The 26,024-nt window shown below is 34.2% G+C and carries 23 protein-coding genes; 8 read left to right on the top strand and 15 right to left on the bottom strand.

The features are described from left to right. Nucleotide 1: 1 nt before the first annotated feature. Together DXU93_RS09655 and DXU93_RS09660 are read right to left on the bottom strand one after the other, a co-directional pair. Nucleotides 2–2,575: a T9SS type A sorting domain-containing protein gene (locus tag DXU93_RS09655; RefSeq protein WP_116881079.1), complete on the bottom strand. Its 2,574-nt coding sequence runs from the start codon at nucleotides 2,573–2,575 to the stop codon at nucleotides 2–4. A gap of 164 nt (nucleotides 2,576–2,739) precedes the next feature. Continuing rightward, complete coding sequence (locus tag DXU93_RS09660) at nucleotides 2,740–3,693, bottom strand: hypothetical protein (RefSeq protein WP_116881080.1); 954 nt, start codon at nucleotides 3,691–3,693, stop codon at nucleotides 2,740–2,742. A gap of 110 nt (nucleotides 3,694–3,803) precedes the next feature. Between DXU93_RS09660 and DXU93_RS09665 the strand changes: the two genes are divergently transcribed. Continuing rightward, the gene (locus DXU93_RS09665; RefSeq protein WP_116881081.1) at nucleotides 3,804–3,995 is read left to right on the top strand and encodes a hypothetical protein; all 192 of its coding nucleotides are present in this window, start codon (nucleotides 3,804–3,806) and stop codon (nucleotides 3,993–3,995) included. Nucleotides 3,996–4,092: 97 nt separating this feature from the next. On the opposite strand, the gene DXU93_RS09670 is transcribed toward DXU93_RS09665, so the two are convergent. The 3 genes from DXU93_RS09670 to trpS all read right to left on the bottom strand — a co-directional run bounded on the left by DXU93_RS09670 (nucleotide 4,093) and on the right by trpS (nucleotide 7,484). Further along, complete coding sequence (locus DXU93_RS09670) at nucleotides 4,093–5,094, bottom strand: glycosyltransferase family 9 protein (protein ID WP_116881082.1); 1,002 nt, start codon at nucleotides 5,092–5,094, stop codon at nucleotides 4,093–4,095. Next, complete coding sequence (locus DXU93_RS09675; protein WP_116881083.1) at nucleotides 5,078–5,842, bottom strand: glycosyltransferase family 2 protein; 765 nt, start codon at nucleotides 5,840–5,842, stop codon at nucleotides 5,078–5,080. The genes DXU93_RS09670 and DXU93_RS09675 overlap by 17 nt, the downstream gene beginning before the upstream one ends. Before the next feature lie 670 nt (nucleotides 5,843–6,512). Then, nucleotides 6,513–7,484, bottom strand: coding sequence for a tryptophan--tRNA ligase (gene trpS / locus DXU93_RS09680; protein ID WP_116881084.1), 972 nt, complete (start codon nucleotides 7,482–7,484; stop codon nucleotides 6,513–6,515). Between the two features lie 263 nt (nucleotides 7,485–7,747). On the opposite strand from trpS, the gene DXU93_RS09685 reads away from it, so the two are divergent. The 5 genes from DXU93_RS09685 (at nucleotide 7,748) to DXU93_RS09705 (ending at nucleotide 12,922) form a co-directional block, all read left to right on the top strand. Further along, nucleotides 7,748–8,323 (top strand): lysophospholipid acyltransferase family protein, encoded by a 576-nt coding sequence (locus tag DXU93_RS09685; RefSeq protein ID WP_240623449.1) that lies wholly within the window; start codon nucleotides 7,748–7,750, stop codon nucleotides 8,321–8,323. Between the two features lie 518 nt (nucleotides 8,324–8,841). Then, nucleotides 8,842–9,141 carry an Asp-tRNA(Asn)/Glu-tRNA(Gln) amidotransferase subunit GatC gene (gene gatC / locus DXU93_RS09690; RefSeq protein WP_116881086.1) on the top strand — a complete coding sequence of 100 codons (300 nt, stop codon included), beginning with the start codon at nucleotides 8,842–8,844 and terminating at the stop codon, nucleotides 9,139–9,141. Then, entirely contained in the window at nucleotides 9,141–9,407 is a 267-nt protein-coding gene (locus tag DXU93_RS09695) for a hypothetical protein (RefSeq protein ID WP_116881087.1), read from the top strand. The genes gatC and DXU93_RS09695 overlap by 1 nt, the downstream gene beginning before the upstream one ends. Before the next feature lie 36 nt (nucleotides 9,408–9,443). Next, nucleotides 9,444–11,324 carry an LTA synthase family protein gene (locus DXU93_RS09700; RefSeq protein WP_116881088.1) on the top strand — a complete coding sequence of 627 codons (1,881 nt, stop codon included), beginning with the start codon at nucleotides 9,444–9,446 and terminating at the stop codon, nucleotides 11,322–11,324. Nucleotides 11,325–11,602: 278 nt separating this feature from the next. Beyond that, complete coding sequence (locus tag DXU93_RS09705; protein ID WP_116881089.1) at nucleotides 11,603–12,922, top strand: hypothetical protein; 1,320 nt, start codon at nucleotides 11,603–11,605, stop codon at nucleotides 12,920–12,922. A 60-nt stretch (nucleotides 12,923–12,982) separates the two neighbouring features. Here DXU93_RS09705 and DXU93_RS09710 read toward each other — a convergent pair whose 3' ends face one another. The 8 genes from DXU93_RS09710 to msrA form a co-directional block, all read right to left on the bottom strand. Continuing rightward, a complete protein-coding gene (locus DXU93_RS09710; RefSeq protein WP_116881090.1) occupies nucleotides 12,983–14,698 on the bottom strand; it encodes a SulP family inorganic anion transporter in 1,716 nt (571 codons plus the stop codon). 200 nt (nucleotides 14,699–14,898) lie between these two features. After that, nucleotides 14,899–15,777, bottom strand: coding sequence for an ATP synthase F1 subunit gamma (gene atpG / locus DXU93_RS09715; protein ID WP_116881091.1), 879 nt, complete (start codon nucleotides 15,775–15,777; stop codon nucleotides 14,899–14,901). Nucleotides 15,778–15,807: 30 nt separating this feature from the next. Next, on the bottom strand, nucleotides 15,808–17,382 hold the full coding sequence (gene atpA / locus DXU93_RS09720; protein WP_116881092.1) for a F0F1 ATP synthase subunit alpha: 1,575 nt from the start codon (nucleotides 17,380–17,382) through the stop codon (nucleotides 15,808–15,810). A 35-nt stretch (nucleotides 17,383–17,417) separates the two neighbouring features. Next, on the bottom strand, nucleotides 17,418–17,951 hold the full coding sequence (gene atpH / locus DXU93_RS09725; protein WP_116881093.1) for an ATP synthase F1 subunit delta: 534 nt from the start codon (nucleotides 17,949–17,951) through the stop codon (nucleotides 17,418–17,420). 5 nt (nucleotides 17,952–17,956) lie between these two features. Further along, on the bottom strand, nucleotides 17,957–18,451 hold the full coding sequence (locus tag DXU93_RS09730; protein WP_116881094.1) for a F0F1 ATP synthase subunit B: 495 nt from the start codon (nucleotides 18,449–18,451) through the stop codon (nucleotides 17,957–17,959). A gap of 86 nt (nucleotides 18,452–18,537) precedes the next feature. Then, complete coding sequence (gene atpE, locus DXU93_RS09735; RefSeq protein ID WP_101333107.1) at nucleotides 18,538–18,741, bottom strand: ATP synthase F0 subunit C; 204 nt, start codon at nucleotides 18,739–18,741, stop codon at nucleotides 18,538–18,540. Between the two features lie 32 nt (nucleotides 18,742–18,773). Beyond that, nucleotides 18,774–19,880: a F0F1 ATP synthase subunit A gene (gene atpB, locus DXU93_RS09740; protein ID WP_116881095.1), complete on the bottom strand. Its 1,107-nt coding sequence runs from the start codon at nucleotides 19,878–19,880 to the stop codon at nucleotides 18,774–18,776. A 231-nt stretch (nucleotides 19,881–20,111) separates the two neighbouring features. Continuing rightward, a complete protein-coding gene (msrA, locus tag DXU93_RS09745) occupies nucleotides 20,112–20,753 on the bottom strand; it encodes a peptide-methionine (S)-S-oxide reductase MsrA (protein ID WP_116881096.1) in 642 nt (213 codons plus the stop codon). A 134-nt stretch (nucleotides 20,754–20,887) separates the two neighbouring features. Here msrA and aspS point away from each other — a divergent pair, with 134 nt between their 5' ends. Both aspS and DXU93_RS09755 read left to right on the top strand, forming a co-directional pair. After that, nucleotides 20,888–22,642 carry an aspartate--tRNA ligase gene (gene aspS, locus DXU93_RS09750; protein ID WP_116881097.1) on the top strand — a complete coding sequence of 585 codons (1,755 nt, stop codon included), beginning with the start codon at nucleotides 20,888–20,890 and terminating at the stop codon, nucleotides 22,640–22,642. A gap of 299 nt (nucleotides 22,643–22,941) precedes the next feature. Then, nucleotides 22,942–23,520, top strand: a complete 579-nt coding sequence (locus tag DXU93_RS09755) for an SPOR domain-containing protein (RefSeq protein ID WP_116881098.1) — start codon at nucleotides 22,942–22,944, stop codon at nucleotides 23,518–23,520. 52 nt (nucleotides 23,521–23,572) lie between these two features. Here the strand turns inward: DXU93_RS09755 and DXU93_RS09760 are convergent, their stop codons facing one another. Both DXU93_RS09760 and DXU93_RS09765 read right to left on the bottom strand, forming a co-directional pair. Continuing rightward, on the bottom strand, nucleotides 23,573–24,601 hold the full coding sequence (locus tag DXU93_RS09760) for a hypothetical protein (protein WP_116881099.1): 1,029 nt from the start codon (nucleotides 24,599–24,601) through the stop codon (nucleotides 23,573–23,575). Between the two features lie 114 nt (nucleotides 24,602–24,715). After that, nucleotides 24,716–25,876, bottom strand: a complete 1,161-nt coding sequence (locus DXU93_RS09765; protein ID WP_116881100.1) for an iron-containing alcohol dehydrogenase — start codon at nucleotides 25,874–25,876, stop codon at nucleotides 24,716–24,718. Nucleotides 25,877–26,024 lie beyond the last annotated feature (148 nt).

The raw sequence follows: 26,024 nt of genomic DNA on the forward strand, positions 1-26,024 counted from the left end.
TTTATTGCTTGATTAAGGTTGTTGTAAATACAGTATCATCCAAGACAACTTTCAATATATATGATGCTGCTTCTAGATTAGAAATGTTGAGTTTTTCATTTGGAAAATGTGTTTTGGTTAAAACCTCACGGCCATCTAAAGCATAAATACTAAGCGTAACTTGCGTTGTAATTCCATCAATCGAAATTTGATCATTTGCAGGATTAGGATAAACATTAAGCTGAAGCGACATTTCATCTTTTAGATTTAAAACACTTACATCTTTTTTATTAACAAGCATTAATCTATATCCATCCTCAAATGGAGCATCTGTTGAACTTGCATATTGTGAACCAATTCCTACAGCAGAGAAAACACCTTCTGGTGCACTTGTTTGAGCAAGATCAGAATTTCCTCCAACAAATAAAGCTACTGTATCTCCTGTGTTTATATTCTCGGCATAAACCACTTGGTTTGTTGGCCAAACTGATATTGCAGGCACTAGTTGAAGTGATTCAATTTTTGCGTATTCTCCTTCGTTTGATTCTGAAATTACAGTTAAATCGTTTGGTGTTTCAAGTGTATTATTACTAGAAACCATTGCAATTGAATCCAATTGGTCAAGTCTAATTAAACCTCTAAACTGACTAATTCTTCCCCAAACATTTACTTCATCTCCTTCGTTTGGAATATAATTTTGATTTGGATCCATAGAATAAACATTGATACCTTTACCGTTCTCCAAAACATAAAAATCAACTCCTCCAATAGTATTGTAATTAATTCCATGAACAACACCGTTAATCTGCACATTCATTCCCATGCCGGTTGCTACTCCATCATTATCTATATTTTTCAGGTCAGCAATTGGTAATAAAGGGTAGTCATAATTATCAATATAGATTGTATCGTAGATATTCGTTCCCAAGAAAGCATTTGCTGGATTTGTGATTTCAAGCACAAAATATTCTTGACCTTCGAAAGGCTCACTATTTAAAATATTGAATTGAAAGTTAGCAATACTGTCTGTTCCTGTCAATGGAAATGAAATTGTACTTTCAACAATATCAATATCATTACTCAAATTAACATTTCCTTCATCCATGATTCTCACCTCTACTTGAGAAAGAAAGTTGTTTTTATTGTGAATCACTAAAGGAACATCAACAATTCCGTCATCTTCGTTGAAAGTTGTTGAAGAATTAAGGAATTCAACGTTTAATATATTTGCTGTGGTTATTGCAGCTATTGAAAAGTCATCAATTGCCAATCCATCATCATAACTTGAAGAATTAAAATCCGTCCATCGAACCCATAGCGTATCCATTGGTTGTAGACTCAAATTACCTATTACAGCCAACAATTCTGTTTTATTGTCAATTGCATTTCCATCCATTGGTGATTGAAGTATTCCATCAATCACAGGAGAAAAGAAATTCAATAAAGATAAATCTTGATAATTTCCTTGATCAATTCCATCTGCATTAACAGCATAAGAAAAGTGAAGTGTATCTGGACCGGTTGTTCTTGCAGGTCTACCTTGACGCCACATTTCCCCTGTAAAACTTACTTCAACATTTTCAATTACATTTGAAGTTGTATTAATGTATGCTGTACCAATATGAGATTTATAAACACTTCCAGAACCAATAGAACCTAATGCTCTTTCTGTTGAAGCACTATCTCCAAAACTGTAAAGGTTTCCACCACCAAATTCTCCATAGGAAACAGTATATTCTTGATTTGCATTTCCACCTTCCTCATAAGCATACCATCCATTTGGTAAAGTTGAAAAATCGGAATTTCCACTATATTCATGCTGAAGTCCATCAAAATCTTCATCATAATAAGTATTCATCAATTCAAACTGATTAAACAACTGTGTATTTACAGTAGGCTGTGCTGAAAACTCTACCGTTAAATCGTCAACACCCAAGGCGTCATCATAACTTGAAGAATTATCATCTCGCCATCTCAACCATAAGGTATCTTGAGGAGCAAGGTTTATATTTAACACCCCAGACAATGAAGTTTGATTGGCTGCTAAGTTACCATCCGCTTCTGTGTTTGCTGTTGCAGTTGGAGCCGCTGGACTTACGAAAAACATTGATGATTCATAAGTAAAGGCTGCATTATTATCAATACTTGTTGGATTAATACCATAAGAAAATCGTAAAGTATCTGGACCCGTTGAACGCGTAGGGTTACCAACTCGCCATAACTCACCATTAAAGTTGATTTCAACTGAATTTATGGTTGTGGTTGTTTGATTAACAAATTGACAAGCGAAATAAACTTGTGGATTAGAACCACTTCCTACTGATCCTAAAGCACGTTCTGTTGAACCGATTGTACCTAAACTATACAAATCACCTCCAGAATAATAACCATCTGATGCGCGATAAATATCATCTGCATTTGAACCTGTTTCTAGAGCAACCCATCCTGAGGGTAAAGTTGAGTAATTATTTGTGGTTCCAGTACTAGCCAAGCCGTTAAAATCCTGAGTATAAACATGATTAGTTTGATTAACATCAATTTGTGCCGAACCATAAAAGGAGGTTATTGCACCAATAAAAAGTAAAATTTTTCGCATTTGTGTGTTTTTGCTGCGAAATTACCCTTTGCATATAGCATGTTTTTTATGTTTAGATTAACCCTTTGTGAATAAATACTAGATATGTTAATCCCACATGAAGTCAGTGTTAACACTAAATTCAGAGAGATCTGAAAACAAGAGCGATAGTTAATAGTAACGCTTTAATACAAGAACTTCAATATATTGAGCAGAATCAACAAATAGAATAAAGTGTTTGGAATCCATTTCCTTTTAATGTTTAGAAATGCATACGGCAGAATAAATGGCAGAATAGCTATAGCAATTGTAAAGTAAAAGTAGGTATCGTAAAATAATAATATAAAAGTACTAATTGTTGCTGCATACAATAACGAAACAAAGGTTACCGACATGATTCTTTTGTAGCGAATTGAACTTTTCAACCGACGTGCTAAAACTTTTTTATTGGCCAACAAAGTGATAACCAAAACTATTAAATAGGCAGCATAAATCACAAAATCTCCAATATTGGAATGGGACAAATAGGAGCTAAATGAGAACATTTCTTCTAAAAAAAAGGGATTGACTAAAATAACCCACAAAAAAGGGAACACAAACCCAATAATCGGCAATAAATATTCACGCCAAACAAAAGGTCTGATAGTAAATAATCCAAACCAAATTATAAATACAAATAAGGTGTAAGCGGGTAAAAAAGTTGCAGCTGAGCCTAAAAACAATCCACTTAAAAAAGCGTTGTTTCTTGCATCATCATTCTGTTGAATTTGAAGTAAATTATAAAAGGAAAGAATAAATAAAAAGTGAGCCACAAGGTCTTCTCCAAATCTTAGACTGATGGGAAAAAGAAAAACTAAGAAAACATAAGTAAGACTGGGAAGGTATATATACTTGTCATAGAAGGACAAGGAATTAAATATAAAATTCAGTAGAATAGCATTAACACAAATAAAAATAAAAGCTAAAATTCGAGAAGTTAAAAGATTGAACACCGTAAAGTCTAAGTTCCATAAATTCTCTTGTCCGATTGTAGTCATGCTAAATGATGGAAAGAAATTATCCAATAACATGTGTAATGCTACAAAAATCGGGATGAGCACAACAACCAAGGAGTTATTATTAGCAAAATATTTTATCATGTTCGAATTTTATTAACCAAAAAGCAAATGTATTTAATCATTCAGATAAATATAGCGTTTTTAAAAATTCAATTGGAAAAATATTATATTTGTGCTTTAAATATTTTGTTATGACTTACAATGAAATTGTTAATCAAATAGGAGATGGTCTTTTATGGACAACTGAAATATTATTTGAAGTGGTTGGGAACGTGTTTAACTATAGCGTAATCGTTCTTGGGTTTATCGGTTTGTTTATTTGGCTACGCTTACAAGCGAAGTACAACAACGAAGCGAAAAACGATCCTTCAAAAATTAAGTAAGACTATTTTCTTTTAAAATATGTTTTTCGTCTAAATTAATTTAGACGAACCTCAACTTGAGTTCCTTTTTTAAAGGGACTTTTTTTTGTTTACAACACTATTTATCAATCACTTGAAAGACAGATTCGATAGAAATACGCTCTATATCTGATAGTGACGGTTCCGCAGCTTGAGTTGCAGTTAATACCTTACTCATACTCCCAATTGGCGCCCATCTACCAGGATGCATTGGCCTTAAATCAGTATATAATCCTATGGCTTTCTTACCTAAAATAGAGGCTAAGTGTAAAGGACCTGTACTACACGCCACCAATACATCACACGATTCGATAAAGGCTATAAATTCGGCTAAACTACTTTTCCCTGAAATATCAATAATGTTTGGATGAGTTGGCAGTGCATCACGGAATAACTCCCCTTCCTTCTCCGTTCCTGAGAAATAAACAGTATGGCCTTTTACAACAAGAATATTGGCCAATGCGATATACTTATCAATGGGCCACTCAACGGCAGAACCTTGAGATTTGGTATGTAAAATCACCCGCTTTCCCTCTTTTAAAACTTCTTTTAATTGAACCGGTACCTCAACTTGAGGTTTAAAGCTCCCAATGTACTTCATCAGCTCATTGCGATTCGGTAAAGTTTGTACTCCAAATTTTCTCATCAATTCGAAATTCAATTGTGCTTCATGGAAGTTAGACTTCTTTCGTGTAAAACTTGGTCGAACATTACATGTAAAAAGATGGTATAAACGATGGGAGGTTCCTACTCGGTGAGGAATTTCTGCAGCTTTTGCCAGTTTTGCCAAATGTTTATTCGGAAAAACATGAATAAATGCAAAAATATTTAATGCTTTAACCAATTTGATTTGTTCTTCAAATGAGACTTTTTCCCATTCATCCAAGGTAATGATTTGATCAATATTAGGCGAACATTCTAAAACATCTTTGGTGTACGATTTACCCAAAAACAAAACACGAGATGTTGGAAACCTTTCTTTTATCCAACCAACTAAAGGAAGTGTCAATACCACATCTCCAATACTATCCGTACGACTAATGAGTACTGTTTTATGAGATAAATCAATTGTTGCTTTCATGTTGTAACCTTCTTAATTCTTTGTATTTATAAATGTTAGACAAAGCCGAAATACGAGCTATTGTGAATCCTGCTATACCATCCAAGAATCCTGCTTTAATGATAAACATGGCTACAAACCTACCCAATGCACTAATGTATGGCTTCAAAGGTCCAACACGCTTTCCTCTTTTATACATTTTGATGGCCGTCAATTCAGAATATTTGTCCGCTCTTTGACGGTGATCTTCTTGCGAATAATAAGAATAATGAAGTAAATGACCCTTTATTCTTTCAGGTTTAGGATTTCCTTTAACAACTAATTCCTCATGAACATAAGCGCCTTCCCATTGACTAGTAGATTTAGGAAAAATACGAGTTTTCACATCTGGATACCAACCCGAGTGCTTAATCCATTTCCCACAATAATTGGTCATTCGGTTTACCTCGTAGATTCCTGTTAAACCCAATGCTTTGATTTTTAAAATCTCATTTTGCATCTCGGTATCGGGAGCTTCGTCGGCATCAACTGAAAAAATATATTCATAACTCGCCAGTTGATTTAAGTAATTCTTTGCGCTAGAATAACCTTTCCATTCTCGTTGTTCAATACGCACATTTTTGCGCTTACAAATGGCAACTGTTTCATCTGTTGAAAAAGAGTCGAGTACAATAATTTCGTCTGAAATTGGAACTAAAGCGTCTATACAACGCTCAATATTTCGTTCTTCATTGAATGTAATTATTGTAGATGTGATTTTATGCTCCATGGATTTTCTTCAAAAACAAATATAATGGTTCTTGGGTGAATTGAAACACTGTTTCTTGTTTTAAAAGGTGGGGTTTATAACGTCATCAAATATATTGGTAACAAGTTGTTTTTACCGCAGAGATACGCAAAGGTTACGCTGAGTTTTGCAGTGGTAGAGTTCGCGGTGATTTCAGCACCTTACTTCTCATTTTGTTTCTCGCGCTGTATGCTCTTTCTCAATACTCACCTGGAGTGTGGGTTTTACCTCGGAGATGCGCAAAGGTTACGCGGAGACACCCAGAGCCATTTAAAATTGTCGGGACGCAGAGAGTTTAGTTCGCGGTGATTTTCACCTGCGGTGAAATTTAAAACATCATCCGAACACTTTCGGATTTCGTTCTGTTTCTCGCTCTGAAACGCTGTATGTTCTCACTTGGTACTCAATACTAATTTCATCTGTGGTGAAGGTATTATTCCTAAAACTAAAAAAACCACATCCCGGTGGACGTGGTTTTAAATTTTCTCAAATTGCAAGCTGAGAGGTTTTTTGTTATTAATAATTAGTTTTCAATTCTAAATATAACGAAAAATAGAAAACTGAAAAAACTTAAGTCTATTAAATTTAAATAACCATTTGTTTTCTTACTCCTCAAACGAGCTATCAAAACGGTTTCGTTTTTATAAAAAAACTAGTACCCTAATTCAGTTCTTACCCTTTGAAGGGTTTGTTGCGCAACTTTTCTTGCTTTTTCAGCTCCTGTTTTCAAAATAGCGTCAACTTCATCTCTATTCTCCATGAAATAGTTGAATTTTTCACGTTCAACCTTAAATTTCTCAACAATCAATTCATACAATGCTTGTTTAGCGTGACCATAACCAAAGTTCCCTGCACGATATTTATCGCCCAGTGCTTGAACTTCTTCTTCAGTTCCCAAAAGCTTATAAATTGCGTAAACATTGCACGTTTCTGGATCTTTTGGATCTTCCATTGGTGTGCTGTCTGTTTCAATTTTCATTACTTGCTTTCTCAACTTTTTGTCGGGTAAGAAAATATTGATAAAGTTATTTCTAGACTTACTCATTTTCCCACCATCGGTTCCGGGAATAAGTTTTACGTTTTCTTCAATTTTTGCTTCAGGCAATACCAATAAATCTTTCCCGGTACTGGTATTTAATTTTTGAGCAACATCACGTGTCATTTCAAGGTGTTGCATTTGATCTTTCCCTACAGGAACTTCTTCTGCATCATACAATAAAATATCTGCAGCCATCAACATTGGATAATTAAATAATCCAGCATTAATATCTGTTGTTCGACCAGCTTTATCTTTGAAAGAATGCGCCAAGGTTAAACGTTGATATTGAAAGTGACACATTAAATACCAAGAAAGTTCAGCTACTTCAGCAACATCACTTTGACGATAAAAAACAGTTTTTTCAGGGTTTAGTCCGAAAGCAAGCCAGGCAGCAGCAACACCATAAGTATTTTCTCTTAATGTGTCTCCATCTTTAATCGTTGTCAAAGAATGTAAATTGGCAATGAAAAGATAAGATTCATTTTCACTGCTATTCGCCATTTTAATTGCGGGTATAATAGCACCTAATAGATTTCCTAAATGCGGAACTCCAGTACTTTGAATACCTGTTAAAACTCTTGCCATAATAAAACTGGTTTTTGAATAAATAAATTAGTGAATACAAAAATAAACTTTTGTGGTAGACATAGGCAAAATATTTATATTTGGAAGGATTTAATATAGAAATGAAATTTATTAAAGGAATACTCTACTATACATGGAAACTCTATATCGGAATAGTGTTTGGCATAACCCTACTCTTTTTTTACCCTTTTCTTTATTTTGTTCTATCCTTTGAAAAATTAAAACCTTTCAGTTTTAAAATCAACATTTTGTGGTCGAGATGCATGCGTGTATTTTGCTTTTATGCAGTGGAAACGAATAGAGACATTCTAAAAACTGAAGCGCCTTTTGTAATTATTGGAAACCACACATCTTACCTTGATATCTTCATTTTATACAGTATACTGCCACATCAAAAATTTCTTTTTATGGGGAAATCAGAAATATTAAAATATCCTTTGGTTAAAACTTTTTTTAAGAAATTAAATATTCCAGTTGATAGAAAAAGCAGTATCCGTTCTGCAAAGTCATTTATTCAAGCAAAGAAATGTTTAAAAAAGGGATGGAGTATTGTAATATTCCCTGAAGGTGGGATACCAGATGAAGCTCCAAAATTAGCTCCTTTCAAAGATGGTGCTTTTCAACTGGCTAAATCTTCCAATTGTGCGATTCTTCCCATTACTTTTATCAATCATTATAAGTTTTTTTCTGAACCTGAAGACTTTTATGGATCTGCAATGCCAGGTTTAATAAAAATTAAAATTCATGACTTGATTTCTAAGGAGGAAATTCAAGAAAATGAGATAGCAACAGTTAAAGAGAAGACATTCCAAGTTATAGATTCTTACTTGGAAAAGTAGTTTCTTAATGAGAATTGAGTAGCCCATGCATTAGGTATCACCACGCAGTGGCTTTAAAAAACGTAAACGTTTTTTTATTAACGTGTAACCCACTCCGTGGGCTTGATTCAAACACTTAATCTAACTTGAGAACATGATTCTACGATAACTCTTGGTAGAATGTATAAACAAGAATAGCACAAGTAAGTAAAACGTATCTCACAACGGTGAACCACAAAGTAATTCATAAACAATTGATAACTTGATGCTTAGCCACAGCGTGGCGTAACGCTAATAAAAAGTACATAAACCCTAAACCTAAAAGCCACAGCGTGGCGACACGTGAACCGAATCAAACCAAATTGTATTGTTTTATTAACTAAAAGTAAGCTTTTGGTACTCTATTCAAACACTAACACCACCATGACTACAACTCACCAGATCACTTGGTTTTGTTCATTCAACAAAGCAATATTAACTTTACACTATGTTACCGCAAAAAATTCATTAATTTTGTACACACATTATATTGATTCAATATGGAAATTAAAGACGAATTAATCGATCACATTGCGCACTTGGCTAGACTTTCTTTTAAAGGAGAGGATAAAGCTGGCATTAAAAACGATATGAACAACATCATTGATTTTATGGGAAAACTCAACGAAATCAATACAGATAATGTTGAACCATTGGTTTTTATGTCTGACCAAATCAACGTGCTTAGAGAGGATGTTCCAAAACAAACCATCACGCATGAAGAGGCCTTGAAAAATGCCCCGAAAAAAGATTCAGATTACTTTAGAATTCCAAAAGTATTGGACAAAACAATAGATTAATGAAATTATTTTTCACATTCCTATCTGCTCTTTTTTTTGTTTCTTGTAGTAATCAACCGCTATGTGATTGTGTTCAAGCTGGAGATGAAGTCAATAGAATTTCAGCATCTTTTTTTGATCGTGCACCAACCAAAGCTGGTGAAGATAGTTTAAGACTAGCAAAAGAAAATCGTGATAAACTTTGTGCCCCTTTCCAAGATATGGCGCCTCAAGAATTACATGAAAGAGCTGCAGAATGTGCATCTTTAGAATTCTCTGCTGAATAAAAATAGTTTTTTAAACTAGATTCTATTTTTCGCATTATGAAAATCTTCAAAAAATTAGGTTTAGCATATTTGTCTTTTCTAGCTTTTTGGATTCTAGTATTTGATTTTCAACGCATACTTTTTTCAATTCATAATTATCCAAAAATTGCTGATGTGTCGTCTTTGGAATGGATACAAGTATTTTTCCATTCAATTCGAATCGATCTTTCAACTGGTAGTTTTCTAAGTGCAGTTCCATTATTGCTTATTTCCTGCTTTTTATGCTTCAATAAAAAAATATTTTTTACGCTATTTAAAGCTGTCATGTTCATTGAATTGGTTATGGTTGCAATGATTCATGCAGGTGAAATAAACGCATATGGTGAGTGGAATCACAAGTTAACTTCTAGAGTATTTATGCATCTGAGTCATCCTGATGAGGTATTTAGAACTGCTGATTATAGCATGACATTATGGTTTATGGTTTACTTTATTTTGGAGTTTACCTTTGGAGGACTAATCTTACAGAAATTCTTTAGAATAGGTAAGTTCAAAATCAAAAATGTCCCAATTTCGTCAAAAATTGTACTATTCTTACCGATATTACCTCTTTTATTAGGTTTTTACTTTGTACTAGGAAGAGGCGGTTTCCAACAAATTCCTCTCAATATAGATTCAGCATATTTCTCCAAAAAATACGTTATTAATGATATTGCTGTTAATTCCCCTTACTTTTTCGGTAAAAGCTTTCTTTTGTATAACAGATCAAATATTGGTGAGTTTTTAAGTGATTACAGTGAGTCAGAAATCAATGAACTTCTTAATGACTTTTTGACTTATGAGAAAAAACATGAGCATTACATTTTAGAAAACACCACACCAAACCTTGTTTTTGTAATCTTAGAGAGTTGGACTTCAACTGTGAGTAGTAAGCTTTCGGGAAAACCAGGGGTGACAGAAGAGTTAGATAAATTATCAGAAGAGGGTGTTTTATTTACTAATTTGTACGCTACAGGAAGTACTTCTGAAATTGGAAATGCAAGTATTTTTTCAGGCTATCCTGCACTTCCTGAAATTAGTATTTCTATGCAGCCATTTAAGCATAGAAAACTAAAATCTATTAATCAATCCATCGCATCACGCGGATATACATCAGGGTATTTATTTAGCGGTGATCTAAAATATGGAAATATCAATAGTTATTTTACCGATCATGGATTTAACCGAGTCCAAGATGAAAGCGATTTTCCCGAAGGCCTTGAAAAAGGAAAGTTAAATTATTATGATGAAGCTTTATTCGAGTTGTTTCTTGAAAAACTAAATAAACAAGAAGAGCCTTTTCTAGAAGGAGCTTTTACCGGAAGTACCCACTCACCTTACGATTTTCCGGGGCACAACAAAGAAAAATGGACAGGGAAAGAAACTAATTTTATGAATTCTGTGATTTATGCTGATCAATGTTTAGCCGACTTTATTGAAGAAGCCAAACAACAAGATTGGTATGAAAACACCTTGTTTGTGATTGTTGCAGATCATGGTCACGCTTCTCCTTATGTTACCAATCCAAATGATTCGGAAATGTACAGAATCCCATTGTTACTGTACGGTCCAGCATTAAAAGATGATGCAAAAGGTATGATAATCGACAAAGTTGGTTCACAAGCTGATATCGCTCAAACCCTAATGTATCAAATGAAAGTTGACACAGGGGATGATTATCCGTGGAGTAAAGACTTATTGAATCCGAATGTTCCAGAATTTGCTTTACATGCCACTACAAGAGGTTTTGGATGGGTAACACCAAAAGGAAAGTTTACCTATCATTTAGATTACCAGAAATACATCGTCAATACATTCGAGAAAGAAGTTTTGGAGCAGGAACGTAAAAGATGTAATGCTTTGATGCAAATGGTTTATGAAGAGTATGAAGATCTATAGATAATTACGAATTTTTTGGATTTAATAATAGTTTGATTTTCTTGTTTATTTTTCATTAAAATACAGCTGACATTTATAAAACCCCACGGTAAATGAGTGGTGTGATTTGGTGAAAAACTATTAATAACAAGGTGTATTTTAGTACTAGATAAAAGTGGATTTAATAGGCTTTTAAGCGTAAATTAATGGATTTAAACCCATCCCAATCAGTTCGATATAGCTGAAAAAATTCAATTTAAGCTTTTAAGAGTTGAAAAGATTGATTAAATTTAGATACTATGAGAAACATAACACTACTATTATTTGTGCTTAGTTTGCTTTTAAATGCACACTCCCAACATTTAGAAATTAATGTAATTGATGAAAATAATCAGCCAGTTTTTGGATATTCCGTTTATGAAAATGGCTTTTTTATTAAAAAACATACGAATGAAAAGACGCTATTATTAGAAGTCACGCATAATACGTCATTAGAAGTTAAACATCCTTTTTATAACTCGTTTGGTTTTCAAATACCAACTTCAGTAAAAAAAGAAGACACTATTCGTCAGTTAATAACACTCAGCCCTAAGCATCAAGATTTTGAAGAAATTGATATTATAGGAAGTAAATATCAAGAAGTTTTTGATGAGAAAAATGAATTTATTTTAGATTACTGTTTGTACCCAAAAAAAAGCATAGTTTTACTAACAAGGATGAATAAACAGAAGTACTTAAAGCTTTTGAGAAAAGAAAAAACCATCGATTCATTAATCCTTGATTTTAATCCAGATCACTTGTTTAGAGATGCCAGGGGTAATTTTTTTGTAGTTGGAAAAGAAAATGTTGTTCAGTTTAATATTATTAATGATAAGTTTTCATTTCAAAAAAAGGAATCTATAACTGATTTTAATAAAACGCTTAAAAATGCAATAAGTTTACAAGCCGACTACGCAGTCTATGAACATTTTTCAATGCACAATCAATACTATTCACTCATAAAAATACATAATGGTAATGGTGAATCAGTCTATAGCTTTTTGGCAAATGAAAAATATATAAGGGCGCTGTATCACTATAATAAAACAGTAATTCATTATATGTCGATAATTCCTGAGAAGGATAATGTTATTTTAATGGGTCTTTGGGATGGAGATTTGATGTCTTTAAACTCTCACCCAAATACAGGGCTTGAACAAAAAGGAATTAATACAAACGAGGAGATAATGTCTTTAACTTCATGGAGTGATAAAATAACTTCAAAGCCAATAAACATAAAGGCATTCGGGTTATTAGAAAGCTTAATAGTTTTAAATAGTGAATGTGATAGTATAATTCATTTAGACTATGGAAATTTAGCTATTAAAGAGGAAATTCCTACAAAATCTAACCTTTCGGGAGATTATTATTTTGATTATTTCTATAATCAAATTTTTATTATAGAAACAAAAAACGGAAAGAAAGAGGTTTATGCTCTGAATATTAGCAACGGAAAATCAAAATTAATCGCAGATTTATCGGAAATATACCAACCTAGAAATATTAAAATAATGAATAACAAGGTGTATTTTTTAGTACTAGATAAAAGTGGATTTAATAGGCTTTTAAGCGTAAATTAAGGGAACTCTCCTACTAATGGTAAACTAATTCGTAATTTCTAATTCAAAATTCGTAATTATCTACTTCTTTTGATTCGTTTGAAAATTTATATCTTGATTTACCGTTGTCTCTTTTCCTTGATAGGCACGCATGGCTTCTGAAACCGTTGGGAAAAAGTTTTCTTCGCCCATTTCATGAAATAAATCTGCTTTTTTAAATTGATCACGCACAGGGCCTTTTAAGCCAGCCATCGTTAGTCTAATTCCATTGCTTTTATATTCTTCCGCCAAATCCTTAATGGCATCCAATGAAGTGGTATCAATACTGTCTATAGATTCAGCATTGACAATGACCATTTTTAAATTCTTTTTACGTGCTTCGAACTTTTTTAGTTGAGCAACAAAATGTGGAACATTTGCAAAAGATAATGCGGCATCAAAACGATATATCAAAACACTTTCATCGACATCTACCTCTGAATAGCGACTCACATTTCGAAAAGTGTTTTCAGAGCCTTTAACCAAAGCAATTTCTGCTGTATGGGGGTAAGAAACGGCATAAACCAATGACATAATGGAAAGAACAACTCCAGCGATGATTCCTTCTTGCACGCCCACTAAAAAAGTAACTAAAGTTGTTACTGCCAACATTAAAAAGTCGCGTTTGTCAATTTGCCAAAGGCGTTGATAATAGTTGAAATCCATCAAACCAATAATGGCCACAATGATAATTGCAGCCAATGCAGCTTTTGGCAAATAATAAAAGTAAGGTGTTAGAAAAATCAGCGTTAAAACGACTAAAAGTACAGTGAAAAAGGCTGCAAAATTGGTCTTAGTTCCTGCTTGTTTATTAACTGCTGATCTAGAAAAACTGGATGAAGTTGGATAAGATAAAAAGAAAGAACCAACAACTTTAGAAAGTCCAGTTGCAATAAGCTCTTGATTTGGATTTAAATTTCCTTGATTCTCTTTATCTTCTAAAGAAACACCAATGGCATAGACTTCTACAAAAGAAATAAAGGCAATGGTTATACTTGCAGGCATAAGTAACTTAATGAGTGGCCAATCGAAGCTTGGAATAGACAAAGAAGGTAAACCCTCTGGAATCGTTCCTAAAATGGCAACCTCGGTACTGTCTTTCATAAAGAAAAACATCACCAATAGAGAAACCAACATTACGATTAACTGGTTGGGTATTTTCTTGCTGAATCGCTTCATAAAAAACAAATAAGCAATTGATAATACAGTTATAATTAAGGTGGCTAAACTAATTGAAGAAATATTAGAACCTAAGGAAAGAAGCGTATTAATAGAACCTCTACCTTCAAAATTAATTCCTGTAGCACTTTTCAGCTGACTTGTAAAAATGGTGAGTGCTGCTCCAAAAATAAATCCTTTCAATACAGGTTTAGAGATGAAATTGACGATTCTTCCCATTTTAAAGATTCCCATTAAGAATTGGATTAAACCGGAGAGCAATGCAATTACAAAAACAGCATTTATAAATTCATCAGGATCAGTTATACCCGCATGATTTAAACCAGAAAAAGCAAGTAAGGAGGTTAAAGCTGCAGGGCCAATTGCGGTATAAATTGATGTGCCTAAAAGCATGTAAACCAACAAGGGAATAATAGAAGCATACAAACCGTACACAGGTGGGATTTCGGCCAAATAAGCATAAGCCATTCCTTGAGGAATCAGCATCACACCAACCGTTAAACCTCCAATTAAATCTTTGACAAAGGTATTGCCGTTATAGGATTTTAACTGTTTAATTAAAGGAATTTGAACCTGCATTTTTGATTTGTGTTCTATCTTATTATTTACAAATATAACAATTCATTTCCGGACTTTTTGCATGCAAGTATGCTTGCCCTAGTAGGTCAAGCATACTTGCAAAAAAACAAAAAAAGGCGCTTCTTTCGAAACACCTTTTTTAAACTCTATATCACGAACTTCATAATTCGTAATTAATAATTCTTACTATTCGTAATTGCCTATCCATTCAACGCTTCTGCTCCACCAACGATCTCAAGGATTTCGTTTGTAATGGCAGCTTGACGCGCTTTATTGTATTGAAGTTTAAGATCACGTTGTAATTCAGTAGCGTTATCTGTCGCTTTGTGCATTGCAGTCATACGTGCACCATGTTCAGATGCATTTGAATCTAGTACAGCTTTAAACAATTGTAGTTTCAAAGATTTTGGAATTAAATCACCGATAATTTCAAGTTTTGAAGGCTCAAAAATATAGTCACCAATTTCATTTCCTTCGTCTTCAACATTTGAAGGAACGATAGGTAACAATTGTTGATCACGAATAATTTGAACAGCTGCATTCTTGAATTCGTTATATACTATGATTACTTTATCGTATTTACCATCGATGAAGCTATCCATTGCATACTGTGCGTATTCAGAAACATGGTCGAAAGTTAAGTCTTCGAAAATTGCTGATGCATTACTTAGCGTTTCAGGACGGTTTATTAAGCCACCGTTTTTGAAAGCGTCATTCACTTTTTTCCCGATAGTTAACAATTCAACTTTTTTACCTTTCAAGTCATTGGCTAAAAGCTCATTAACTCGTTTAGTAATATTATTGTTAAAACCACCACACAAACCTCTGTTAGAAGATACACCAATAATCAATACGCTTTCAACGTCACGTTGCTCTGCATATCTATTTTCAGAAAGATCAAGCGTAGCACTAACGTTTCCAAGAATTTCCTGGATTTTTTCTGCGTAAGGGCGCATTTGTGTAATCGCGTCCAACGCTCGCTTCAATTTTGCAGCAGAAACCAACTTCATGGCTTGCGTAATCTGCATCGTTGAAGAGATAGAAGTAATACGGTTTTTTATTTCTTTTAAATTCGCCATTCCTTACAATTCACTTTCTAAAAAGAAAGATTAATATTTTGAAGCAATTTCCTTCGCTACTTTAGTTAAAGTAGAAGTAACTTCGTCTGTTAATTTACCAGCTTTTAGTGTGTCCATCAAATCTTTATGCTTAGCATCTAAGTAATCTAAATATTCGATTTCGAAAGCTTTAACTTTCTCAACAGGTACGTTTTGAATCAATCCTTTAGTACCAACATAGATAATCGCAATTTGACGTTCTACTGTAAATGGATCACCTTCGTTTTGCTTAAGGATCTCAACATTACGAACACCTTTGTCAAGTACGTTTTTCGTTGCTGCATCCAAATCAGAACCAAACTTAGCGAAAGCCTCTAGCTCACGATATTGTGCTTGATCTAATTTCAATGTACCAGATACTTTCTTCATTGATTTAATTTGAGCATTACCTCCAACACGTGATACAGAAATACCAACGTTAATTGCTGGACGAATACCTGCGTTAAATAAGTCAGACTCTAAGAAAATCTGTCCGTCAGTAATCGAAATTACGTTTGTTGGAATATATGCAGAAACGTCACCTGCTTGAGTTTCGATAATTGGCAATGCAGTTAAAGAACCACCACCTTTTACTTTTCCTTTCAATGATTCTGGTAAATCATTCATTTGAGAAGCAATACTATCATCGTTAATTACTTTTGCAGCACGCTCTAATAATCTTGAGTGAAGGTAGAATACATCACCAGGGTACGCCTCACGTCCTGGAGGACGACGTAACAATAATGAAACCTCACGGTATGCTACGGCTTGTTTAGATAAATCATCAAAAACGATTAATCCTGGGCGTCCAGTATCACGGAAGTACTCACCGATTGCAGCACCAGTCATTGGCGCAAAATATTGCATTGGAGCAGGATCAGAAGCGTTAGATGCTACAACAGTTGTATAGGCCATTGCACCAGCTTCTTCTAACTTCTTAACAATTCCAGCAACAGTAGATCCTTTCTGACCTACAGCAACATATATACAGTATACAGGCTTTCCTGCATCATAAAATTCTTTTTGGTTGATGATCGCATCAATCGCAACAGTTGTTTTTCCTGTTTGACGGTCACCAATAATCAACTCACGTTGACCACGTCCAATTGGAATCATAGAGTCAATAGACTTAATTCCAGTTTGCATTGGTTCTGTTACAGGCTCACGGTAAATTACTCCTGGCGCTTTACGTTCAATTGGCATTTCGAACAACTCACCTTCAATTTTACCTTTACCATCGATTGGCTCACCAAGTGTATTTACAACACGTCCAACGATACCTTCACCAACTTTTACAGAGGCAATCTTACCTAAACGTTTTACAGTATCTCCCTCTTTTACCTTAGTTGAAGCACCTAAAAGTACTGCACCTACGTTGTCTTCCTCTAAGTTTAGAGCAATTCCTTGAAGTCCACCGTCGAACTCAATAAGTTCTCCATATTGAACACCACCTAACCCATAAATACGTGCGATACCATCTCCCACTGTGAGTACAGTACCAACTTCTTGAAGTTCAGCTTCAGATTTAAATCCTGATAACTCTTCTCTTAAGATTGCAGAAACCTCTGCTGGTTTTATATTTGCCATTTTTTTAAACTTTATATTAACGACAGGCGTTAAAATTATCGTATTAAACGTTGTTTCATTTCATTCAATTGATGTGCGATACTTGCGTCAATTCGCGTATCTCCCATCCTTACAACAAATCCTCCTATAAGTGATTCGTCAACTATTTCTGTAAGTTCAATAGAACCTTCAATTTTCTCATTCAGTTTTGCCAAGATTGAAGCTTTTACACTTTCCTCCAATTTTACAGCTGAAGTTAATGTCATTGGAATAATTCCTCTTATCACATTTAACTTAGCAATAAACTCTTCTGCAATCAAAGGCAAAATCATTTCTCTACTGTTCTTTGTCAATAGCTGAATGAAACTTAAGGTTTCCTTTTGAAAGCCACCAAAAAGTTTATCAAAAACTTCCTTTTTCTTATTTGGCTTAATCAACGGACTATTTAAAAATAAATGGAAATCATTATTATCATTTGTAGTTGACAATAAGTATTTCATATCTTCTAAAACAGCATCTGTATTTTGCTTTTCTTCAGCCAACTCAATAAGTGACTGTGCATAACGAGCTGCTATTTTCAATCCTTCCATTGCTCTTAGTTTAAGTTGATGTCCTTAGCGAATGTTTCTGCCAATTGCTTTTGCTTTTCATCTGAAGATAAATCCTCACGCAAAATCTTTTCAGCAATTTCTAATGCTACTGTAGCAACTTGATTCTTCAATTCAGAAACAGCTGCATTTTTTTCAGCTTCGATAGAAGTTCTAGCATTTTCTACGATTTTATCCGCTTCTTCTTTTGCTTTTCCTTTCGCAGAATTGATCATATTATCACTAGTAGCCTTCGCTTCTTTGATCATCTCATCACGTTCGATTCTTGCTTCTTTCAACAAGTTAGCATTCTGAGTTTGTAACTTTTCCATTTCTGCTTTGGTGTTTTTTGCCATATCCAAAGCTTCTTGAATGTTATCCTCTCTTTTGTTAACTGCTGACATGATTGGTTTCCAAATAAACTTCGTCAAAATAAACATTAAGATGATAAAGTTCAATCCGGTCCAAAATACAAGTCCTAAATCTGGTGTAATTAAATCCATTTCTTATTAATTTCTCTTTTAAAATAATCTTTTTTTAATAATCTCCGCACAACCAACCGTTGCGCGGAGATTAAGCTTCTTTTTTACTATCCTTGAAGCAAACCAACTACAACACCGAATAAAGCAACACCCTCAATAAGTGCAGCAGCGATGATCATACCTGTTTGAATCTTAGATGCAGCTTCCGGTTGGCGAGCCATTGCGTCCATTGCTGAACTACCAATTTTACCAATTCCCATCCCTGCACCTAGTACAGCGATTCCAGCTCCTATAGCAGCTAATCCAGTCATAACTATTTGTTTTTATAAAGATTACTAATTAATTAATGTTCCTCTGCAACTGCTTCACCAATAAACAGCGCCGATAACATTGTAAAAATGAAGGCTTGCAAAAATGCAACTAACAACTCCAAGACACCAATAAATAGTGACATTGGAATTGATAATCCACTCCACGCCGCACTTCCGAACGTGAAAATAATTCCTGTTAATGCTAAGATAATAATGTGTCCCGCAGTAATGTTTGCAAACAAACGTACCATCAAGGCAAAAGGTTTTGCAAAAATACCTACAAGCTCTACCGGGATCATAATTGGCAATAACAGCCACGGTACACCTGGTGTAGCAAAAATATGTTTCCAGTAATGTTTATTTCCTGAAAATACTGTAATCAACATTGTACATGCAGCTAATGCAAATGTAAAACTGATGTTACCTGTTAAGTTAGCTCCTCCTGGGAAAATTGGAATTAATCCTAATAAGTTATTGATCCAAATAAAGAAAAATGCAGACAATAAATAAGGCATATACTTTCTATACTTCGCCTCACCAATATTCGCTTTTGCAATATCATCACGGATAAACACGACTACTGGCTCAACAAAACGAGCCAAACCTCTCGGTGGATGCATTCCATCATTTTTATATGACTTCACAACTGCAGTCATCAAAACAATCAACAAGATTGATGAGAAAAACAAAGCGAATACATTTTTAGTAATAGAAAAATCATAAGGCTTTGCATTTGTTGCGTGACCTTCCTCATCGAAATCTAAAGCACCTTCTTGGTTCAACTTATAGATTGTCTCATGAAAAACCGCATAACCTAACTCCTTATTTGCGTAGTAGTGGTCTTTTTTACCATGAACAGTAACTTCTACAACCTCACCTGAATGATAAAGCTTTTCTGATGAAAAAACTTTTAACCCATCATCTAACAAAATAATTGGCAAATGAATTGAAACGTGTTGTTTCCCGTCATTGTCATCTGTGTACGTTAGAACGTGCCACTCGTGCGCATCTTTAATGTGATGCATGATCATTTCGGTAACATCTACTGGCTCACCATCTGAAGATGAACCTGAAAAAACTGGTGCTGATAGTAACAATACTACCATCCAAACAAATGCTTTAAGCGTCTTATCCAACATTATTTTCACTTTAAAAATGAATCGTTCTGTTCAAATTTGGGTGCAAAGGTATATATTCTTTTCCAAAGGTCAATGATTTTTCATTTGGTTTTAATTTATTTTTTTCAAAACCTGCGACTATAACTGATAACCAGTGAGATAATTTATATTATGATTATCTCTTTTTTTTGAAAAGATATTCTTTCATTGAACAGAATTAAGGACAATATTAGACTAAAATCGACACTTTTTTTATTCAGTCTTCAATAAATCAGGATAATTAGATTTAAATTTATTCAAACGAGGAATTGATACTGCTTTAATATAACTATTGTTAGGATTTCTATGTTCATAGTTTTGATGATATGATTCGGCTTTATAAAAAGCAGTATAAGGCGCTACTTCTGTCGTGATTTTAAAAAACACTGCTTTATTTAATAATTCTTGAATATAGTTTTCTGCCAATTGCTTTTCTTTCTCATTTTGATAAAAAATCGCACTTCTGTATTGTCTTCCTTTATCAGGGCCTTGTTGATTTAATGTTGTCGGATCATGAGAACCAAAAAAAACTTTGAGCAAAGTTCGGTAATCAATTTTCGTACTATCATAATGTACTGCAACCGCCTCAGCATGATCTGTTCTTCCAGCGCTTACTAAATCATATTTAGCTGTTGAGGCTTTACCTCCACTATATCCAGAGATCACATCTCCTACTCCTTCTACCGATTCAAAGATAGCTTCAACACACCAAAAACATCCTGATGCAAAGTACGCAACAGCATTTTCGTCGACTTTTTGTTGAGTATCTTTTTTCAATGATTTATTAGCATCTGCTGCATTACTACAACTTGAAATTGCGAATAGGAAGCTTAAAAATAAAATTGATGTTTTCATGATATTCATGGATTTCGTTTTAAACATAACGTTTAGCACCTTCTAATTGTTTTATTTTATACTTCACAAAATCCAAATGCATACCTATAAAGTTCAATCTTCTTTCTATTTTTGCAAAGTATAAATAGAATATTATGTATAGAACGCACACCTGTGGCGAATTACGCCTATCTGATGTTGGTAATGAAGTTACTTTGAGTGGTTGGATTCAACGTACTCGTGAAATGGGAGGAATGACATTTGTTGATCTTCGAGATCGTTATGGAATAACTCAATTGGCATTTAGCACTGAAGTAAACGATGAATTGAATCAAAAGGCACGTAAATTAGGTCGTGAATTTGTGGTTCAGATCAAAGGAACTGTCATTGAGCGTTCAAGCAAAAACAAAAATATTCCTACGGGAGAAGTTGAAATTAACGTTTCAGCATTAAACATCCTAAACGCTGCAAAAACACCTCCTTTTACAATTGAAGAAGATACAGACGGTGGTGATGAGCAACGTATGAAGTACCGTTACTTAGACTTACGAAGAAATACCATTTTAGATAAACTTCGTTTAAGAAACAAAGTCGCTTTAGAAACTAGAAAGTACCTAGATTCTGAAAATTTCATGGATGTTGAAACTCCATATTTAATTAAATCTACACCTGAGGGAGCAAGAGATTTCGTTGTACCAAGTAGAATGAATGAAGGTGAGTTTTATGCACTTCCTCAATCTCCACAAACATTTAAACAATTGTTGATGGTTTCAGGAATTGACCGTTATTATCAGATTGTAAAATGTTTTAGAGACGAAGATTTAAGAGCTGATCGTCAACCTGAGTTTACACAAATTGACTGTGAAATGTCATTTGTTGAACAAGAAGATATTTTGAACACTTTTGAAGGAATGGTTAAGCATTTATTCAAAACGTGTAGATCAGTTGAGTTTGAAGGAGACTTTCCGAGAATAACTTATGCTGATGCCATGGAAAAATATGGTTCTGACAAACCAGACATTCGCTTTGGAATGGAGTTCAAAAACTTAAATACTGCAACAAAAGACAAAGGATTTAAAATCTTTGACGATGCTGAATTGGTTCTTGGTATTGTGGCGGAAGACTGTGCAATATATACACGTAAACAACTCGATGCTTTAATTAAGTGGGTAAAACGTCCGCAAGTTGGTGCAAAAGGTTTGGTATATTGTAAATATAACGCTGATGGAACTTTCAAAAGTTCTGTAGATAAGTTTTATAGTCAAGAAGATTTACAAGCTTGGGCGGATGCAACAGGAGCAAAACCAGGAGATTTAATCCTTGTTATGAGTGGTGACACAGATGATGTTCGTAGCCAAATGAATGATTTACGTTTACATATGGGAGACGAATTAGGCTTGAGAAATCCAAATGAATTTAAACCACTATGGGTAATAGATTTCCCTTTATTAGAGTGGGATGAGGATTCAAATCGATATCATGCGATGCACCATCCTTTTACTTCTCCAAAAGCTGAAGACATAGCATTATTGGAAATAGACCCAGGAAAAGTTCGTGCAAATGCTTATGATTTGGCAATGAATGGTGTTGAGCTTGGTGGTGGTTCGATTAGAATTCACGACAAATCTCTTCAGGCAACAATGTTCAAGCATTTAGGATTTACGGATGAAGAAGCAAAAAAACAATTTGGTTTCTTAATGGATGCCTTTGAATTTGGTGCTCCACCACACGGAGGAATTGCTTTTGGATTAGATCGATTGGTTGCAACAATGGGTGGTTCTGATTCAATTCGTGATTACATTGCATTCCCGAAAAACAACTCAGGACGTGATGTTATGATTGATGCTCCAGCAACTATTGATGAAGCACAATTGAAAGAATTAGCCTTAAAAATCGTTGAAGAACAATAATAGTATTTGGTTACTTCGGCTTTCATTTCTTAAGCTGAAGTAACCTTTTTTACTCTTATATTTATATATAGTCCATTACTACTCACTTATTTCAAAAGCCCCGGAAGAATTCAATCGCTTAATTAATGTTTTATCAATTTTTACCAAACACTGGCATTACTATTGTTTATCTTTCGAAAAATTAATTTTTAAACCTCAGTTCAAGAAAATAATATTGAGTTCATTTATTCTGATGCTCATATTATATTTCAATTTAAGTTTAAAAGAATATTATTTACTTTTGCACAAAAATTTATCCCATGAAATTTGTACCTTTTCTTTTTGCACTAATATTTACTTCATGTTCTTTTTCTCAAAATGAATGGTGGAGAATTGGTAAAAGCAACGAGGCTGAAACTGAAGAAGTGGAAACAACAGTTGAAGAAACTCCTGAGGAAATAATTAAAGAAACTCCAAAGGATACGGTTACAGAACTATGGGTAAACGACTCAATTAAGGAACCTGAAGAATTTAAAAAAGGAACGATCAATGTTTCCAAAAGCAGTGCGGTTGATAAAATTATTAAGTTTAAATCAACAACAATTCCTCCCAACTTAAGTCCGCTAATGGATGGATACCGCATCCAATTATTTTTTGATCAAGACAGAAATGAAGTTGACAAAGCCCGCTCAAAAGTATTGCAAATGGATGATGAAACTCCAACTTACATCGAATACAAAGCGCCAAATTACTTTTTATTACTGGGAGATTACCGCACAAAATTAGCCGCTGAAAAAGTTCGTGCTGAACTTAACGCTGAATTTCCAACTGCAATTGTTGTAGAAGACCGTATTTACTTACCAAAAATTGATGGTGAAGAAGAAACTGATGAGCATTAGTCTAATCACTAATAAGAAGTTTAAAATCTAATTTTATCATCAGTTAAATCCACTAAATAAAATCAAACCCAGTGACGTAAGTTGGCTGCTTATATTTAATTTTAGGTAATCCTTTTTTTGTTCTGATGACCAAATCAACTTCGTGAACTCCATTTACCTTGTGCAACAAACCCCAATTCACAGCCTCCTTATTTTCTTTATAAATAGGCTCCTTTTGGTCAACCCACCAAATTATGGTATTGGTTTTCTCTTGATGCAAAATTCCTTCAAATAACTTTTCCAAATCTTCGGAATTCCCAGTTTTACTCCAAACTGAATCTACAACAGTAAAAATATGAGAGTTTGGACGAATCACTTTACGCAATCCAGGAACAAAAGGAATGATATTTCTCAACAACATTCCATTCCTTCCTGGCAATCTAGTAATTTTCCATTCTGCGCTATGTGTCTTGGCAAAAGCAACAATTTCATCACCTACCGTTAAAGTATAGAATAAGTCATCGTTGAAAGTATGCTTAGTGAAATAAAAAGGGTAATCGCCATAAACCGCCTTCACTTTCTCACGAATGAAGTCATTGACCTTAGTTGATTCAACTTCTTTCTTCGATTTGGGTTTGATGCGACTAAAACTTTGCGTGGCAATTTTAGCTGCTGTATAAAAATCAAAATTTTGACTCATCCATAAAGAACGTTCATTTCGAGGATCAATATAGGCATAAAATAATTCTGGAGCATCTTCTTCCAATTCAAAAGCACTGTCAAAAAAACCACTAATTCTCTTTTTCAAACCTGAATTAGTGGCTTTCGAACGTGGTTGTTGAACAGTTGATTGCATTCCTAAATCGAAAGCAAAATATCTTACATACCAATTTTTAGGACGACGACAAAAAGTGATATTTCCCAACACCTTTTCATTTCGCTCCAAATTTAAAAACAAAGGTTTATATACTTGTTCTATCCTTTTTTCGAGTCGTTGATGCTGATATCGCGCTCCATTTGAACCTAAAGTTACAGACTTTAACAAGGCCAACACCTCATCATTATAACTTTCACGCATTACAAATGGAGGACTAACTTTCATAATTATTGAATAAAAAATTAATAGTTCGCGATCTAACAAAAGATCTCTTTATTTGAGAAAATTGGATTTTAAGGTATTGTTATTTCAAAGATAGAAAAAATCCAGACTGAAATACTATATACTCATTTGAACAATCTTCTCTGCTTCTGCCGGAGTGAGATCTTTTCTCTCGCCAAGTCCTTCCCATCCACGCTCTTCAAAACGTTTGCGAATTGTTCCTGCTGTTTCTTTATAATCATCCGTATAATCAGAAAGCTTCGTTTGAATACCTAGCGACTCAAAAAACGTTCTTGTTCTATTGATTGCTTCTTCTCCACAAGAACCTTCTAGTCCGAAAATACGCTGACCATATTGAATGAGTTTTTCTTGTTTGTTTTCAAATTTCACTTTATACAAACTCGGCATTACAATCGCCAAAGTTCTCGCATGGTCTATTCCGTGAAGTGCTGTTAATTCATGACCTATCATGTGTGTAGACCAATCATAAGCAACACCAGCTCTCAAGGTACCATTTAACGCCATTGTTGCACACCACATTAAATTACTCGCTGCTTTATAATCGGAAGGATCTTCCAATACTTTTGGTCCAATTTCTATGAGGGTAGATAAGATTCCTTCTGCAATTCTTTCTTGCAAAAGATTATCTGTTGGGTAAGTTAAATATTGCTCGAGCGTGTGCATGTAGGCATCAACAATACCATTTGCAATCTGCTTTTTAGGTAAAGTCTTTACTACCGTTGGATCCAAGAAAGAGAATTTAGGGAATCCTTGTGGTCCACCCATTGTTCTTTTTTCTTTCAATCGACTATTAGAAATCACAGCACCAGAATTCATTTCAGAACCTGTTGCAGGAAGGGTAAGTACAGATCCAAAAGGAATAGCGTATTCAAATTTACACCCTTTTTTACCCGACAAAACATCCCATGGATTACCATCATATTTTGCTGCAGAAACAATAAATTTTGTTCCATCAATAACAGAACCACCACCTATTGCGATTACGAAATCAACAGGATTTTTCTTTAACATTTCTACTGCTTTCATCAAGGTGTCATATTCAGGGTTCGCTTCAATGCCTGAAAATTCAACAACATCAAAATCTTTTAAAGAGTCCATTACAGCATCATACACACCATTCTTTTTGATGCTTCCTCCACCGTATGTAACCATCACCCTTTTCCCGGCAGTGATTTGTTCTATTTTGTTAGATATTTGAGCGTAAGTATCTGTTCCAAATACGACTCTTGTTGGGTTATAATATTCGAAGTTATTCATTTGATCTAAATTTATTTTATGCTTTAACTAAAGTAAGGAATATTCCTTGTAAATTTTGCTTTGCATGTAATTGTAAGCCTTTAAAACAAGTTAAAGTGTAATTAGTTTTGTATTGCCACTAAATTAAGAATATTGAAGGGTGTATAAT

The organism is Brumimicrobium aurantiacum, assembly GCF_003402975.1.
GTDB classification, from domain to species: domain Bacteria; phylum Bacteroidota; class Bacteroidia; order Flavobacteriales_D; family Crocinitomicaceae; genus Brumimicrobium; species Brumimicrobium aurantiacum.